The sequence below is a fragment of the Kitasatospora sp. NPDC032150 genome, assembly GCF_055579945.1.
The window spans coordinates 85,312-100,559 of the sequence record NZ_JBVIMH010000011.1 but is presented as its reverse complement, the minus strand read 5'-3'; the positions used below and the strand labels follow the sequence as shown (position 1 = coordinate 100,559).

Annotated in this window: 8 protein-coding genes; all 8 read right to left on the bottom strand. The window is 74.2% G+C overall.

Features of this window, described 5'->3' with window-relative positions; translation table 11 throughout:
• Positions 1-707 precede the first annotated feature (707 nt).
• Positions 708-4,340 carry a transcription-repair coupling factor gene (mfd, locus tag ACZ5ON_RS15505; protein ID WP_465591533.1) on the bottom strand — a complete coding sequence of 1,211 codons (3,633 nt, stop codon included), beginning with the start codon at positions 4,338-4,340 and terminating at the stop codon, positions 708-710.
• A gap of 542 nt (positions 4,341-4,882) precedes the next feature.
• Positions 4,883-6,166 carry a hypothetical protein gene (locus ACZ5ON_RS15500; RefSeq protein ID WP_465591530.1) on the bottom strand — a complete coding sequence of 428 codons (1,284 nt, stop codon included), beginning with the start codon at positions 6,164-6,166 and terminating at the stop codon, positions 4,883-4,885.
• A gap of 339 nt (positions 6,167-6,505) precedes the next feature.
• A complete protein-coding gene (locus tag ACZ5ON_RS15495) occupies positions 6,506-9,079 on the bottom strand; it encodes an SUKH-4 family immunity protein (protein WP_465591526.1) in 2,574 nt (857 codons plus the stop codon).
• Between the two features lie 49 nt (positions 9,080-9,128).
• Positions 9,129-10,130, bottom strand: coding sequence for an SMI1/KNR4 family protein (locus ACZ5ON_RS15490; protein WP_465591808.1), 1,002 nt, complete (start codon positions 10,128-10,130; stop codon positions 9,129-9,131).
• Positions 10,131-10,362: 232 nt separating this feature from the next.
• The gene (locus ACZ5ON_RS15485) at positions 10,363-11,463 is read right to left on the bottom strand and encodes a DegT/DnrJ/EryC1/StrS family aminotransferase (RefSeq protein WP_465591523.1); all 1,101 of its coding nucleotides are present in this window, start codon (positions 11,461-11,463) and stop codon (positions 10,363-10,365) included.
• Positions 11,464-11,856: 393 nt separating this feature from the next.
• The gene (locus ACZ5ON_RS15480) at positions 11,857-12,984 is read right to left on the bottom strand and encodes a DegT/DnrJ/EryC1/StrS family aminotransferase (RefSeq protein ID WP_465591520.1); all 1,128 of its coding nucleotides are present in this window, start codon (positions 12,982-12,984) and stop codon (positions 11,857-11,859) included.
• 52 nt (positions 12,985-13,036) lie between these two features.
• Positions 13,037-13,981: an NAD-dependent epimerase/dehydratase family protein gene (locus ACZ5ON_RS15475; protein WP_465591805.1), complete on the bottom strand. Its 945-nt coding sequence runs from the start codon at positions 13,979-13,981 to the stop codon at positions 13,037-13,039.
• 104 nt (positions 13,982-14,085) lie between these two features.
• Positions 14,086-15,141 carry a Gfo/Idh/MocA family protein gene (locus ACZ5ON_RS15470; protein ID WP_465591515.1) on the bottom strand — a complete coding sequence of 352 codons (1,056 nt, stop codon included), beginning with the start codon at positions 15,139-15,141 and terminating at the stop codon, positions 14,086-14,088.
• Between the last annotated feature and the right edge of the window lie 107 nt (positions 15,142-15,248).

The window sequence follows — 15,248 nt, the reverse complement described above, 5'->3', positions numbered from 1 at the left end:
CGGCCTCGGGCGGGGTAGACTGAGCTGACGGGCGTTGGCCTCGGCGTACCGGGTGAGCAGTTGCTCGTACACCGCGGCCGGACCTGCCGGGGCGTCGGCGGTCGCCGCCTCGGCCCCCTGCTCCGTGAGCCGGACCAACTGCCGGACCAGGTCGAGGTCGGTACTGCCGTACAGGGTCGGCAGGGCGAGCAGGGCGGCGCCCTGCTCGCCGAGGAGGCGGGCGGCAAGGCGCTGCAGGACGCGCGGCAGGGTGGTGGCGAGCCGGGTCTCGGGCTCGCCGGCGAGCGCGGCCCAGGTGCCGGGCTCGTGCCGGAGCAACAGCAGGAAGGCGCCGGTACCGACCAGCGGTGCGGCGGGGTGCCCGGCCGGGTCACGAAGGGTCTCGACCTGCCGCCAGGCCTGCTCCAGCGGAGGCAGTTCGGCGAGCTTTCCCTGTGCGCGCAACCACTCCTCGACCTGGTCCAGTCGGAAGGTCGGACTGCTGTCACTGCCGCCGACCGGGCGCGGGAAGTCGGGGTGCCTGCGGCGCCAGTTGCTGACGGCGGCAGGCCTCGACAGCGGCATGGCCCCGCAGACCGGTCAGTGGACCGTCGCCTGACCCGCGGCGCCGGACAAGAAAACCGCGCCGGACAGGAAAGCCGGACAAGAAGAAGGGCGGCCTCAGGCCCACTTGAGCCTGAGACCGCCGAACACCCCAGTGGCAGGCGCTACTTCTTCGCGCCCGCCAGGTCGTCGAACATAGTGGTGAGGAACTCGGTGCACCAGTCCAGCAGTTCCCGCCCGACCAGCGGCTTGCCGCCGATCCGGCCGGTGCTCGGACGGGGCACCAGCACCTGCTCGGCCGCCGCCTTCACCTGGCTGCGCGGGTAGAGCCGGTTCAACCGCAGCTGCTGCGACTCCCGCAGCGAGACCGGGCCGAAGCGCACGTTCGGGCCCTGCAGGGTGATGTCGGCGACGCCGCAGCGCCGCGCGAACAGCCGCAGGCCCGCCACCAGCAGCAGGTTCTCCACCGGCTCGGGCAGCTTGCCGTAGCGGTCGGTGAGTTCCTCGCGGACCTGGACGATGTCCTCCTCCGAGTTCACCGCCGCGATCGAGCGGTACGCCTGCAGGCGCAGCCGCTCGCCGGGGGCGTAGTCGTGCGGCACATGGGCGTCCACGGGCAGCTCGATCTTCACCTCCAGCGGCTCCTCCTCCGGCTCGCCGCCGCCGGCCAGCGACTCGCGGAACTCGGCCACCGCCTCGCCGACCATCCGCATGTAGAGGTCGAAACCGACGCCCGCGATGTGCCCGGACTGCTCGCCCCCGAGCAGGTTGCCCGCACCGCGGATCTCCAGGTCCTTCATCGCCACGTACATACCGGCGCCCATCTCGGTGTGCTGGGCGATGGTGGCGAGCCGCTCGTGCGCTGTCTCGGTGAGCGGCCGCTCCGGCGGGTACAGCATGTACGCGTAGCCGCGCTCGCGGCCACGGCCGACCCGGCCGCGCAACTGGTGCAGCTGGGAGAGGCCGAAGGTGTCGCCGCGCTCCACGATCAGGGTGTTGGCGTTGGAGATGTCGATGCCCGACTCGACGATCGTGGTGGAGACCAGGACGTCGAACTCCTTCTCCCAGAAGTCGACCACCACCTTCTCCAGCTGGGTCTCCCCCATCTGCCCGTGCGCGGTGGCGATCCGCGCCTCGGGCACCAGGTCCTTCAGCCGGGCGGCGGCCTTGTCGATCGTCTCCACCCGGTTGTGGATGTAGAACACCTGGCCCTCGCGCAGGAGTTCACGCCGGATCGCCGCTGAGATCTGCTTCTCGTCGTACGGTCCGACGAAGGTCAGCACCGGGTGCCGCTCCTCCGGCGGGGTGGTGATGGTGGACATCTCGCGGATGCCGGTGACCGCCATCTCCAGGGTGCGCGGGATCGGCGTCGCGGACATGGTCAGCACGTCCACGTTGGCGCGCAGCTTCTTCAGCTGCTCCTTGTGCTCGACGCCGAAGCGCTGCTCCTCGTCCACGATCACCAGACCGAGGTCCTTGAACCTGGTCTCGCTGGAGAACAGCCGGTGGGTGCCGATGACCACGTCCACCGAGCCGTCGCGCAGGCCCTCCAGCACCGCCTTGGCCTCGGTGTCGGTCTGGAACCGCGACAGCGCCCGGACGTTGACCGGGAAGTTGGCGTACCGCTCGGCGAAGGTGGAGAAGTGCTGCTGCACCAGCAGGGTGGTGGGCACCAGCACCGCCACCTGCTTGCCGTCCTGGACGGCCTTGAACGCCGCGCGCACGGCGATCTCGGTCTTGCCGTAGCCGACGTCGCCGCAGATCAGCCGGTCCATCGGGACGGACTTCTCCATGTCCGTCTTGACCTCGGCGATGGTGGTGAGCTGGTCCGGCGTCTCCGCGTACGGGAAGGCGTCCTCCAGCTCGCGCTGCCAGGGGGTGTCCGCGCCGAAGGCGTGGCCGGGGGCCGCCATCCGGGCCGAGTACAGCTTGATCAGGTCGGCGGCGATCTCCTTGACCGCCTTCTTGGCCCGCTGCTTGGTCTTCGCCCAGTCCGCGCCGCCGAGCCGGTGCAGCGTCGGGGCCTCGCCGCCGACGTACTTGGTCACCTGGTCCAGCTGGTCGGTCGGCACGAAGAGCCGGTCGCCGGGGTGGCCGCGCTTGGCGGGGGCGTACTCCAGCACCAGGTACTCGCGGGTCGCGCCCTGCACGGTGCGCTGCACCATCTCCACGTACCTGCCGACGCCGTGCGCCTCGTGCACCACGTAGTCGCCGGCCTGGAGCGCCAGCGGATCGATCGCGTTGCGGCGGCGGGACGGCATCCGGCGCATGTCCTTGGTGGAGGACTTCTGGCCGGACAGGTCGGTCTCGGTGACGACCGTCAGCTTGAGGTCCTCGTCCACGAAGCCGTACTCGATCGAGCCGCAGGTGACGTGGACGACGTCCCGGGTCGGTGCCTCGGCGAGGTCGGCGACCAGCCGGGCCGGGATCCCCTCGTTGCCGAGCACCTCGGCCAGCCGGGCGGCCGGGCCGTGGCCCTCGGTCACCATGACGACCCGCCAGTCGGCGTTCAGCCGTTCCTTGACGTCGGCGATGGCGCGGGCGGTGTCGCCCCGGTACGCCTCCACCGCGTGCATGCCGAGGGTGAGGGTGTTGGCGTCGAACTCCAGGAGCTCCGGACCCGCGGAGGACGCCGAGTCGCTGGTGGCGAAGGGGCTGACGGACCACCAGGGCAACCCGATCTCCGCCGCGTGCTCGCGCACGTCGGCCAGCGACCACAGCGAGGCGGCCGAGACGTCGATCGCCTCCAGGTCGATCGGCCGGTCCGCACCGGCGGCGGCCGCCACCCAGGAGGCCTGCAGGAACTCCTGACTGGTCGCCACCAGGTCGGCCGCCCTGGTCCGGACCCGCTCGGGGTCGCAGACCACCGTGACACTGCCGGCGGGCAGCACGTCCAGCAGCAGCTCCATGTCGTCCACCAGGACTGGCGCCAGCGACTCCATGCCCTCGACCGCGATGCCCTGGGCGATCTTGTCCAGGATCTCGGCCAGCCCGGGGTGTTCCTGCGCCAGCTCGGCGGCCCGCGCCCGGACCTCGTCGGTGAGCAGCAGCTCACGGCAGGGCGGCGCCCACAGGCCGTGCTCGGCGATCTCCAGCGACCGCTGGTCGGCCACCTTGAAGTACCGGATCTCCTCGACGTCGTCGCCCCAGAACTCCACCCGCAGCGGGTGCTCCTCGGTCGGCGGGAAGACGTCCAGGATGCCGCCGCGCACCGCGAACTCACCGCGCTTCTCGACCAGTTCGACCCTGGCGTAGGCGGCGGCCGACAGCTTGCGGGCCACCTCCTCCAGGTCGTGCTGCTCGCCGCGCTGCAGCGCCACCGGCTCCAGCTCGGCCAGGCCCTTGACCTGCGGCTGCAGCACCGAGCGCACCGGCGCGACGATCACCTGGACCGGCCCCGCCGCCGGGTCGTCGGCCCGCGGGTGGACGATCCGGCGCAGCACGGCCAGGCGGCGGCCGACCGTGTCCGAGCGCGGCGACAGCCGCTCGTGCGGCAGCGTCTCCCAGGCCGGGAACTCGGCCACCGCGTCGGGCGGCAGCAGCGAGCGCAGGCTGGCCGCCAGGTCCTCGGCCTCCCGGCCGGTGGCCGTCACGGCGAGCACCGGACGGCCCCGCTCACCCGCCTTCGCCGCCAGCGACCTGGCCAGCGCGGCGATCGCGAACGGACGCGCGGCCGGCGGACCGACCAGGTCGAGATGCTGCCTGCCCCCCACGGCGGTACCGGCGGCCGCCGCCTCGATCGCCTCGGCGAGGGCGGCATCCCGTACGACGACATCGAGCAGTCCGGACAGGCTCATGCGAGTCTCTTCTTCGTCCCGTGGCTGGAGTGCCCAGGCGTCGGACGACCGGCCGGGCAACGCGAACGGCCCGGCACGCGGCGCGCCCGGGGGAACTCCAGCCTACGCCGCAGCGCGGACGCTCACGCGAGGAGCACCGCCGGGCTCAGCGTGATCTTGCAGCGGAGATCACACGAACTGGACATACTCCTGTCACTGCCCGTCCATGGTGGTCGCGCAAGATGGAGTTCGTGCCCGCCGCACCCAACCGTGGGGGATGGAGGCGGTGGCCACCGACGCACCCCGATGGGGGTCGGGAGTGCGTGGCCGGGCGACCCTGGGTGGGGGCGCCCGTGCCCATTCGCCGGGAGTCGTGGCGCCCTGTCCTGGAGGGCGCCGCGGGTCCTGGCCCGTGGCGATCGCACCTGCGGCCGGAGCGGACGGCCCCTCCCTCCGGGCCCGCCTCGACGGCGGGGCGGAACGGCGTCAACTTCGGACCGGGTCGGTCACGCCTCGGGGGGCCACGCCGGCGCGCCCCGCACATGACCGCGCCCGGGCACGGGCTAGCGGCGGTGCACGACCTCACGCGGGTACTCGGAGCCGTCATCGACGATCACGATCTTCGGAACGATCCGCGTCTTGGCCTCCGACGCCTGCGCGGCCGGTTCGGCCGGGGCGGGCTCCGGGACGGACGCCGCAGCCGGAGCCGGTTCCGCCGCCCGCGCCGGGACGACCTCCGGCGAAGTGGTGGGCCGCGGCGGAACGGCGGAGAGCGCCCGCAGGGTGGTGGTGGGCTTCTCGGCGGTGGCGGGCAGCCGGAGCTCCCTGGTCGCGTGCTCCGGCACCCCGGCCGGCTCCGCCGGCTCGACCGAGGCCGCAGCCGGTGCCAGGGCCGGCCGCGACGCTTCGACGGCGGCCCGCGGCCGCGCGGGAGCGGCCTCCAGCGCCCGTAGGCCCGCCCCCTCGACGGCACCGACCGCGGCTCCGGTCAGCGAGGCCAGCGTCTGCTTGATGTGGTCCAGGTGCTGCTGCACCTGCTCGTGCCGGACGGCGAACTCCCGCTGCTCGCGCTCGCTGGCCGCCTGGATCCGCTCGGCCTCCCGGCGGGCCTCGGCGATCAGCTGCTCGGCGGTGGCCTGGGCCTCCGCGTCGCTGCCGCGGATCTCGGCGAGCACCTCGTCGCGGTACTGCTCGGCCTCCCTGAGCCGGCGCTCCGCGGTGGCGGAGATCTTCTCGTCCTCCACGTCCGCCTTGGCCTCGGCGGCGGCGAACATCTCGTCCGCCCGGCGACGCAGTTCGGCCAGCTTGGCCTCGGCCCGCTCCTCCGCCTCGGCGGCGCTCACCCGGACCTTGGCGGCCTCCGCCGTGGCGAGGTCCCGGGTGCTGCGGGCCTCCCGGTCGGCCTCCGCGCGGATCCGCTCGGCCTCGGCGCGGGTGCGCTCCTCGGTGCGGCGGGCGAAGGCGTCGGCCTCGTCGCGACTGGTGGTGGCGAACTCCCGGGCGCTGACGGTGGCCTGCTGTCCGGCCTGGTACGCGTTGTCCCTGGCCTCCTCGGCGGCGCGCTCGGCGGACTCCTGGATCGCCGTCACCTCGGCCTCGGCGATGGCCATCAACCGCGCGGCCTGGTCGCTGAGCACCTGGTAGTCGGGGGCGGGGGCGTCGGCGGCGGCCTGGACGATGTCCGCGAGCCGCTTCTCCATCTCGCGGATGCCGGCACCGAGCACGCTGAGCCGCTCCCACGCCCGGTCCCGCTCCGACGTCAGGGACAGCAGTGCCCGTTCGACCTGCTCGGGCGCGTAACCGCGCCGGGACAGCATGAACCCGTGCTGGGAGACGGCGTCGCTCATGGGCTCTTCCCCTCGTGCTCGCGGGCTGCGCAGCCCATGGTCGGACGTGGACGAGGACGGGACCGGCGGCCCGCCCTCTTGACCTATTTTGCGCGCATGGGGAGGAAACCCAAACAGGACAGCGCCGCTCGACCGCGTGAACGCATGCCGCGGGTCAGCCCCGTTCCGCTTGCTCGAAACCTCCTGCGGATCGCGCATGACCAGTAAGGACGTTCGGGAGTCCGCCACTGGTTCCCCGGGGGCACCGGCCCCGCGGAATGTCCGATTCCGCCCCTGCCCGCCAGACGGCCACGGGCCGTGCCGACGAATCGGCACGGCCCGTGGCCAAGACCGAGGGGGTCAGAGGATCCCGTCCCAGAACTGTTCGAGCAGCACGCCCCACCAGGTCTCCGGCGACTGCAGCGCCGCCGGGTCGATGGCGATCAGTTGGGCCTGGAAGTCGGTGGTCCACCGGCCCGCCTGTTCCGGGGTGAGGCCGTAGCGCAGGCGCCACATCCGGCCGAGCAGGGCCAGGCTGCGGACCAACTCCGGGACCCCGGAGTTGACGAAGCGCACCGGTTCACCGCCCGGCTCCAGCTCGACCGAGATCACCGCCGCCGTGCCGTACTGCACGCAGAGCTGACGGCCGTAGTCGTTGCCGAGCACCAGGTAGCCGCCGAAGTCCGGGCCGGACGGCAGTCCGCGCTCGGCCGCCAGCTCGGCCAGGGTCGGGATCGGCCGGCCCTCCTGGGCCTGGGCCCAGAAGAACGGCGCGAAGTCGCGCGGCAGCCCGGCCCACACCAAGGTCTGCGCCACGACCTCGGGCACGCCCTGGCGGGAGACCGCCCGCTGCTCGAAGCGGAACACCCCGGGACCGAAGGCCTGCCCGAGCTCATCCGCCAGCTGCTGCGGGGCGAGCGGCGGCAGCTGCGGAATGCTGCCGGGCGGCGGCAGCGGCGCGCGGACCGGCCGCGGGCGCTGCGGCGCCGCCGCCAGCTGGTGCAGCTGGTCGACGTGGTCCACCAGCACCGCCATGCCCGCCTGCCGGGACTGGTGGTCCCGGCCGTACGGGGCGGTGTGGCTGAGGCGGACGTTCGGCCAGGAGGCGCGCACCATCCGGGCGCAGTAGCCGCCGGGCACCTCGCACAGTTCCAGGTCGGTGTGGAGTTCGAGCACCTGGTCCGGCGGGACGTTGAGACGGCGCAGCTCGTGCAGCGCCTTCCACTCCGGGTGCGGGGTGCCGGGCTCGCTGCGGTGGATGAGCTTCTGCTCGGAGCCGTCCGGTGCCCGGTAGCTGACCACGGCCACCGTGCCGGGCCCGATCGACGGCACCCCGGGTGCGCCGGCCGGCGCACCCGGTACCGGGGCGGGCGTGGGCGGGGGAACCGGAGGGCCGGAGGGCACCGGTGCACCGGCGACCGGGTAGCCGTAACCGGCGCCCGGTACCGGGGCGGGCCCCGGGTGGGTGGGCGGTACCGGCATTCCCTGGGGCGCCGGAGGCGCCGACGCGGCCACGGGGTAGCCGTAGCCGACGCCCGGCACCGGTCCCGTGGGCGGCATGCCGGGCACACCCGGTGCGCCGGGCATGCCGGGACCGCCCGGTCCGGCGGGCATGCCGGGACCGCCCGGTCCGGCGGGCGACGGAACGGCCGGACCGCCGTGCGGCGGCGTGCCGTGGCCCGGCTGCGGCACCTCGATCGCGTGGGCCAGCTGGGTCGCCTCGTACGCGATGCCCGCCGCGGCCGGGCCGGGGGCCGGCGGTGTCGCGGGGGCGGCGGGCGGCTGGGCTCCGCCGCGCAGCTCGGCGGGCGGCGGGGGCGGCGGCGCGGTCGACGCCGAGCGGCCACCCGCACCGGCATGCCCCACGGTGCCCGGGGCGTGTCGCAGCTCGGCGGGCGGAGGCGGCGGAGGCGCGCTGGCTCCTCGCCCGCCGGCCGCAGGACCGGGCTGGGCGGCGGCCGGCCCGCGCAGTTCGGCCGGCGGGGGCGGCGGCGGTGCGGTCGGCGTCGAACGGCCGGGCGCACCGGCGGACGGGCCCTCGGGCGCGGCCGGAGCGCCGGGCAGGCCCATCAGGCCCGGTACACCGTCGGACGCGAGCATCGTGGGCGCGTACTCGATCCCCGGACCACCGGCCGACGCCGGGCCACCGGCGGCGGGAGCGCTGTCAGGGGCGGGCGCCGGCGGCGTGTACTGGGGCACGGGAGTGCCCGCGGCGCCGAAGGCGGCCGGCTCGCCCCGGAGCACGCCGTCCGGGTAGGGCACGGTGGCTCCGGGCGGCACGGGAGCCGCCGGGGCAGGCGGGGCAGGCGGGAACGGCGGCACGCCCGCCGCCGGGGTCCCCAGGGGCTCGGACGGGCCCAGCATCGTCGGGGCGTCCCCCGCCGGACGGTCGGAGACGGGCGGCGCGATCAGGTGCACCGACTGCGGCGGTGCCTCGGGCGCGCCGGCACCGACACCGGCACCGGCATCGGCTGCGGAAGGGGCGGCGGCAGCGGCCCCGGCCGGTGCGCCGAGCCGCGCGGCCTCCGCCTCGATCGCCGCCTTCCCGGCCTCCTCCAGCCACTGCGGGGGGCTGAGCAGGAAGGACGTCGCCTCGACCGTGCCGCGCACGGGCTTGGCCGCGCCCGCCGGGTTGGGGGCCAGCTCCCCGCCGTACTGCTCCTCGTACAGGCGGACCACCTCGTTGACGGGCAGCGGCGGCCAGAGCGTGCTGGCACCGCCTTCCCGGGCGATCACCATCCGGATCTCGGTGCCAGGGCCGACCGGTCCGGCCGGACCGCCCGCGGTGTCGGACGGGCCGGTGGGCCGGTCCTCCGCCCAGCAGACGAAGCCCAGGTCGAACTCGCGCACCCGGACTTCGCGCTGCTGCGAGCGCGGTACCCCGGCGTTGATCCAGTCGTCGGCCAGTTCCTGCGCCTGCGCGTACGTCACCACGCCAGGTCCACCCCTTCAGTCCTCCTGCTGCCCGTGCCCGTACGCAGCATCAGTTCACCGGTACGGCACGGACGAACCCGCCGTCCACCATCATCCCCGCCACGGTCTCCAGCTCCGGCGGGCTACCGACCAGCCGGCGCAGGAACTCGTCGAAGTTCTCGCCGCAGGGCAGCAGCAGCCGGGCGACCCGGTCCTCGGGGCTCTCGGGGGCACCGGTGTCGCGGGCGTCGTCGTAGAGGCAGAACCAGACCGAACCGGTCTGCGAGCCGCGTACCTTGAGCGCGAGCAACCCGCCTTGGGCGTAGGCGATGGCCAGGTAGTCCTTGGTGAGGTGGTCGCGCAGGCACTTGTTGGCATAGACCAGATCGCGGATCCCGTACTCCTCGCTGAGCGTCAGGAACGGCTGGTCGAGCAGCAGGCCGCACTCGGTGTCCAGTGCGACCCCGGCCGGTCCCCGGCCACCGGCCAGCTTGAGGAAGCTGCGGTACGCGGCGGGCAGCGGGTGGCCGAGCCGCTGCTCGGCCCGCTGCACCAGGTCCTCGGTGACGCTGAGCGGGTCGCCGCCGTCCTTGGCGAGCGGGAAGTGCGTCGGGCGGTACTCCTGGAGCGGCCGGGTGCCCCGGCGGCCGTGGTCGGCCCGGGAACAGGCCAGTCCGCCGTGGTGCCGCAGCAGCGCCTTGACCTCGACCGGGACCAGTTCCATCCGCCGCCAGCCCGGCGCCGCCCGGCCGACCACGTGGTGCCAGGTCCAGCCGGGCGGGGTGGCCACGGCGGTGTCCAGGTCGGCCCAGAGCTCGTGGCCCTGGGTGAAGAGCGCGGCGTTGGCCGACACGTAGTCGGTGAGCCGCACTTCGTCCACGCCCAGGCCCTCGGGCGGGTCGGCGACCTCGGCGGCGGCGACCGCGTACGCGCTGAAGTCCGGGTAGCCGTACTCGTCCACCCGCACCCCGACCGGGTGGCTCGCGGCCCGTACCGGGTCCGGGAAGTACACCACCTGGCCCGCGTACGCCGCGTTCGGCGCTGCGGCGGCGCCGGGCCGACCTGTCGTCATCTGGTTGCCCCCACTGGCTGCGACCTTCGTCATGCCGATTGCTGGACGTAAGCCTAGGGGGTCCCGGCAGCGCCGTGAGGGGACGGGCCCGGGAAGCTTCGGGCGCGATCGGGCGAGCGGCCGGGGAAGCGGGAGACCGCGTGCCGTGGCGGACGGCAACGCGGCGCCGGATCCCGGCTGGCCGCTCGTGGGCCGGGGGCTCCGACCGCCCTCCCGATCGCCCCCGCGGCGGTCAGTGCAGCGCCTTGACCAAGGTCTCCGCCACCTGTTCCTGCTGGACCGCGGTGATCTGCGGGAAGAGCGGCAGGGTGAGGATCTCGCCCGCCGCCCGCTCGGCGACCGGGAAGCTGCCCTCGGCGTAGCCGAGTTCGCGGAAAGCCGGCTGCAGGTGGACCGGCACCGGGTAGTGGATGCCCGCACCGATCCCGGCGGCGTGCAGCTTCGCGAGCACCTCGTCCCGGCCGTGCTCGACCCGCACCGCGTACAGGTGCCAGACGTGCTCGTTGCCCGGCAGGGTGCCCGGCAGGGTGATCCCGTCCAGCCCGCCGAGCAGTTCGCCGTAGCGGGCGGCGGCGGCCCGGCGGGCCTCGTTCCAGCCGGGCAGGCGGCGCAGTTTGGCCCGCAGCACCACGGCCTGGAGGGTGTCCAGCCGGGAGTTGAAGCCGAAGGTCTCGTGGACGTACTTGCGGCCCGAGCCGTGGTCGCCGATCAGCCGTACCGCGGTGGCGAGTTCCTCGTCGTCGGTGACGACGGCGCCCGCGTCGCCGTACGCGCCGAGGTTCTTGCCCGGGTAGAAGCTGGTGGCGGAGATCCGGCCCCAGGAGCCGGACACCCGGCCGTCCTGGCGGGCGCCCTGGGACTGGGCGCCGTCCTCGATCACCGGGCGGTCCCCGGCGAGGTCCAGCAGGGGCCGCATCGGGGCGAGTTGGCCGTTCAGGTGGACCGGGATCAGCGCGGCCGCACCCGGCAGCGCCTCGGCCGCCCTGACCGGGTCGATCAGGAGGTACTCGGGGTCGACGTCGACCAGGACCGGCCGCAGACCCGATCGGACCACCGCCTCGGCGGTGGCCACGAAGGTGTTGGCTGGCAGCACCACGCCCGCGCCGCCGTCCAGCCGCAACGCGCGCAGGGCCAGTTCCAGGGCGTCGGTGCCGTTCGCGGTGCCGACCGCGTGCCGGACCCCCGAGAACTCGGCGTACTCGGCCTCGAAGGCGGCGACGTCCGGGCCCTTGATGTAGGCGCCGGTGGCCAGCACCCGGTCGAAGCCCTCGCGTACCTCCTCGGCCACCTCGGCGTGCGCGGCTTGCAGATCGACGAGCGGAATGGTGGTCATACGGGCCCCCTCGGGCAACTGTGGGACAGGACGGTCGGTCGATGACGCAGATGGTCAGCCGGGCAGCGTGCCCCGGACGCGGACACGGGCAGCGCGCGCCGGGGCAGGAACAGCGCCCCAGGGCAGGAACAGCGCGCCAGGAGCGCGGACATGCGCAGCGCGCCGGAGCGCGGGGACGGTGCGCTACGGAAAGCTCCTTCACCGGCTCCCGACGGCCGAGTCGCACGCCCGGCGCGCGGGAGGTCGCACGCGACAGCGGCCGCCCACGGTCAGCCGTGCCCGACGGGCCGGCCGCACCCCGGGAGTCAGGGCCGGACGGCGCCGCCGGCTCGCCGGAGCAGCCGTGCCGGGCAGCCGCCCTCCCGCCTCACCCGGTTCCCGCGCCCCGGTCCCTCACTCCACGGCGGAGCGCAGCGCGGCGACCACCCGGTCCTGCTGCTCCTCGGTCAGCGAGTGGTAGAGCGGCAGGATCAGGGACCGCCGGGTGAGCAGTTCGGTCGCGGGCAGCGGCACGCGTTCGGTGCCCTTGTAGGGGGCTTCCAGATGGGCGGCCATGATGCCCCGGCGGGCGGAGATCCCGGCGGCGGCGAGCCGTTCCAGTACCTCGGCTCGGTCGGGGGCGCCGTCGGGCAGCAGCAGCCAGCAGCTCTGGTAGTTGCCCGTGCCGTGCTCCGGGTCGGCGACCAGCCGCTCGCCCAGCGGGCCGAGCAGGCTGCGGTAGCGGTCGGCGAGTTCCCGGCGGCGGCGGACCAGTTCGGGCAGCTTGCGCAGCTGGACCAGGCCGATCGCGGCCTGGATGTCCGTCATCCGGTAGTTGAACCCGATCTCGTCGTAGGTCTCCGGGGCGGCGGCCCCGCCCTTGGCGTGCCTGTCGGCGGCCGAGACGCTCATCCCGTGCTCGCGCAACCGCCGCAGCCGGGCGGCGAGTTCGCCGTCCTGGCAGGTGACCATGCCGCCCTCGCCGGTGGTGAGCAGCTTGCGCGGGTGGAAGGAGTACGCGGCGATCCCGGCGCCGGCGCCCGCCGGCCGGCCGCGCAGGGTTGCGCCGGCCGCGCAGGCGGCGTCCTCGACCACGGCGATGCCGCGCGGCCGGGCCAGTGCCTCGATGGCGCCCAGGTCGACGGGGACGCCGCCCTGGTCCACCGCGATCACGGCCTTCGTCCGGTCGGTGAGCAGCGGCTGGACTGTCTCGGCGGTGAGATTGCCGCTCGCCGGGTCGACGTCGGCGAAGACGGGGGTGGCGCCGAGGTAGGCGGCGGCGTTGGCGGTGGCGATGAAGGAGAGCGAGGGCACCACGACCTCGTCCCCGGGGCCGACGCCCGCGCCGATGAGCGCCAGGTGCAGGGCGGTGGTGCAGGAGGAGACGGCGACGGCGTGCGGGACGCCGAGGTGGGCGGCGAAGGCCCGTTCGAACTCGGCGACCCGGGGGCCCTGGGCCACCCAGCCGGAGCGGACGGCCTCGGCGGCGGCCTCGGCCTCCTCCTCGCCGAGCCACGGCACCATGACGGGAATGTTGGGCATGACGGGAACGGTGGACACTGCGGACTCCGAACTACGCGACCGGAAAACGGGGTTACTGCTCACGCCACCAGGCGACCAGCTTGCGCAGGCCGTCCTCCAGGCCGAGTTCCGGCTTCCAGCCGAGGTCGCGCTGGGCGGCCGAGATGTCGGCGAGCCGCCGCACCACGCCGCCCGCGGTGCCCCGGGCCGGGCCGTGCTCGACGTCGAGGTCGGAGTCCATGGCGGCCAGCAGGGCGTCGGCGAGGCCGCGCAGCGAGACCTCGGTGGAGCTGGCGATGTTGTAGACCCGGTCGGTGACGGGCGCGGCGGCGGCCAGCAGGTTGGCCCGGGCGATGTCCTCGGTGTAGACGAAGTCCATGGTCTGCGCGCCGTCGCCGAAGATGAGCGGCGGCTGCCCGGCGGCGATCCGCTCCATCCAGCGGATGAACACCTCGGTGTACTTGCCGTGCACGTCCATCCGGGGCCCGTAGACGTTGAAGTAGCGCAGCGCCACGTAGTCCAGGCCGTACATGGCGTGGAAGCTGCGCAGCAGGCCCTCGTTGAAGACCTTGGCGGCGCCGTAGAAGGTGTCGTTGTTGTACGGGTGCTGGGTCTCGGGGGTGGGGAAGGTGTCGGCGAGGCCGTAGACCGAGGCGGTGGAGGAGGCGATCACCTTCCTGACGCCCTTCTCGGCGGCGGCCTCGACCACGTCGAAGGTGCCGTCCACCATGATCTCCAGGGCGAGCCGGGGCTCCGTGGCGCACTGGGTGATCCGGATCGCGGCGAGGTGGAAGAGCAGGTCGGTGCCGGGGTCGAGCAGTTCGCGCAGCAGCGCGCGGTCGCGGATGTCGCCGTCCACCACTCGCAGCCGGCCGTCCGTCGCGATGGACCGGGCGTGCGCGAGGTTGGCCATCCGGCCGCGGACGAAGTTGTCCAGCACCACGACCTCGCGGGCCCCGGCCGCGAGCAACTGGTCCACCACGGTGGAACCGATGGTGCCCGCGCCTCCCGTGACCAGGCAGCGGGAGCCCTCAATGGCGACAGCGCTGCAACTCCCCCCGCTCGCCTCCGGGCGCTCTGACCCGGCGCCGACGCTCCCTTCGGCTCGGGGCGGTGACTCGTTCATTGGGCGACAGCCCTCTCCTGAGTGGTGGTCAGCTGGTCGACGTCCACCGACACGGTGGCGCCGTGGAGTTCGAGACTGCGGGCGGCGGCGTGCAGCAGGCGCAGCACCCGCAGCCCAGCCCGGCCGTCGGTGAGCGGGGCCCGGCCCTCGGTGACGGTGGCGGCGAACTCGGCCATCACCGCGCGCAGCGCCTCCTGCTCGGACAGCGCGGGTGCGACCATGTCGCCGACCCGGTACGAGACCTGGGCCTGGTGGCGGATCTCCTCGGTCAACCGCTCGGGCGGGGTGAGGTCCACCCCCCGGTCGTGGACGGCCAGCCGGGCCTGCGGGTTCAGGTCGTCCCAGACCAGGGTGCGCCGGGAGCCGCCGATCAGGGTGGTCCGCACCTTGGTCGGGGAGAGCCAGTTGACGTGGCAGTGGGCGAGCGCGCCGTTGCTCAGCCGTACCGTCAGGTACGCGACGCAGGCCCGGCCGGCCCCGATCGGGTCGGCGGCCTGGGCGCTGACGCCGACCGGGACGACGCCGGGCGGCAGCACGAAGTCGAGGATGGAGAGGTCGTGCGGGGCCAGGTCCCACAGCACGTCCACATCGGGCTGGACCAGGCCGAGGTTGATCCGGACCGAGTCGAAGAACTGCAGGTCGCCGAGTTCACCGCCGTGCAGCAGCTCGCGGATCCGGCGGACCACCGGCGTGTAGCAGAAGGTGTGGTCGCACATCAGCACCAGCCCGCTGCTCTCGGCCAGGTCGACCAGTTCGGCGGCCTCCTCGGCGGTGGTGGTGATCGGCTTCTCGACCAGGACGTGCTTCCCGGCCTCCAGCGCCGCCCGCACCAGCCGGTAGTGGGTCGCGGCGGGCGTGGCGATGGCGACCGCCCGGACCCGCTCGTCGGCCAGCACCTCGTCGAAGGAGGTGGTCACCCCGACCGTGCTGTACCGGCCGAGCACCCGGCGGGCGCGCTCCTCGTCCAGGTCGCACAGCCAGTGCAGGCGCAGCGCCGCCGTCTGCTGGGCGTTGCGGACCAGGTTCGGTCCCCAGTAGCCGGCGCCGACCACGGCCAGCCCGATCCGCTCCGCGGCGACCGCATCAGGCGCGTACGGACCCTGATGCTCCCCCTGCCCGACTAATGCGCTGTCCGTCCGCCGGCTTCGCTCCGATTCGC

Coding starts and splice junctions, on each gene's coding strand:
- mfd (WP_465591533.1), bottom strand. CDS start 4,340: ATGAGCCTGTCCGGACTGCTCGATGTCGTCGTACGGGATGCCGCCCTC.
- ACZ5ON_RS15500 (WP_465591530.1), bottom strand. CDS start 6,166: ATGAGCGACGCCGTCTCCCAGCACGGGTTCATGCTGTCCCGGCGCGGT.
- ACZ5ON_RS15490 (WP_465591808.1), bottom strand. CDS start 10,130: ATGACGACAGGTCGGCCCGGCGCCGCCGCAGCGCCGAACGCGGCGTAC.
- ACZ5ON_RS15485 (WP_465591523.1), bottom strand. CDS start 11,463: ATGACCACCATTCCGCTCGTCGATCTGCAAGCCGCGCACGCCGAGGTG.
- ACZ5ON_RS15480 (WP_465591520.1), bottom strand. CDS start 12,984: ATGCCCAACATTCCCGTCATGGTGCCGTGGCTCGGCGAGGAGGAGGCC.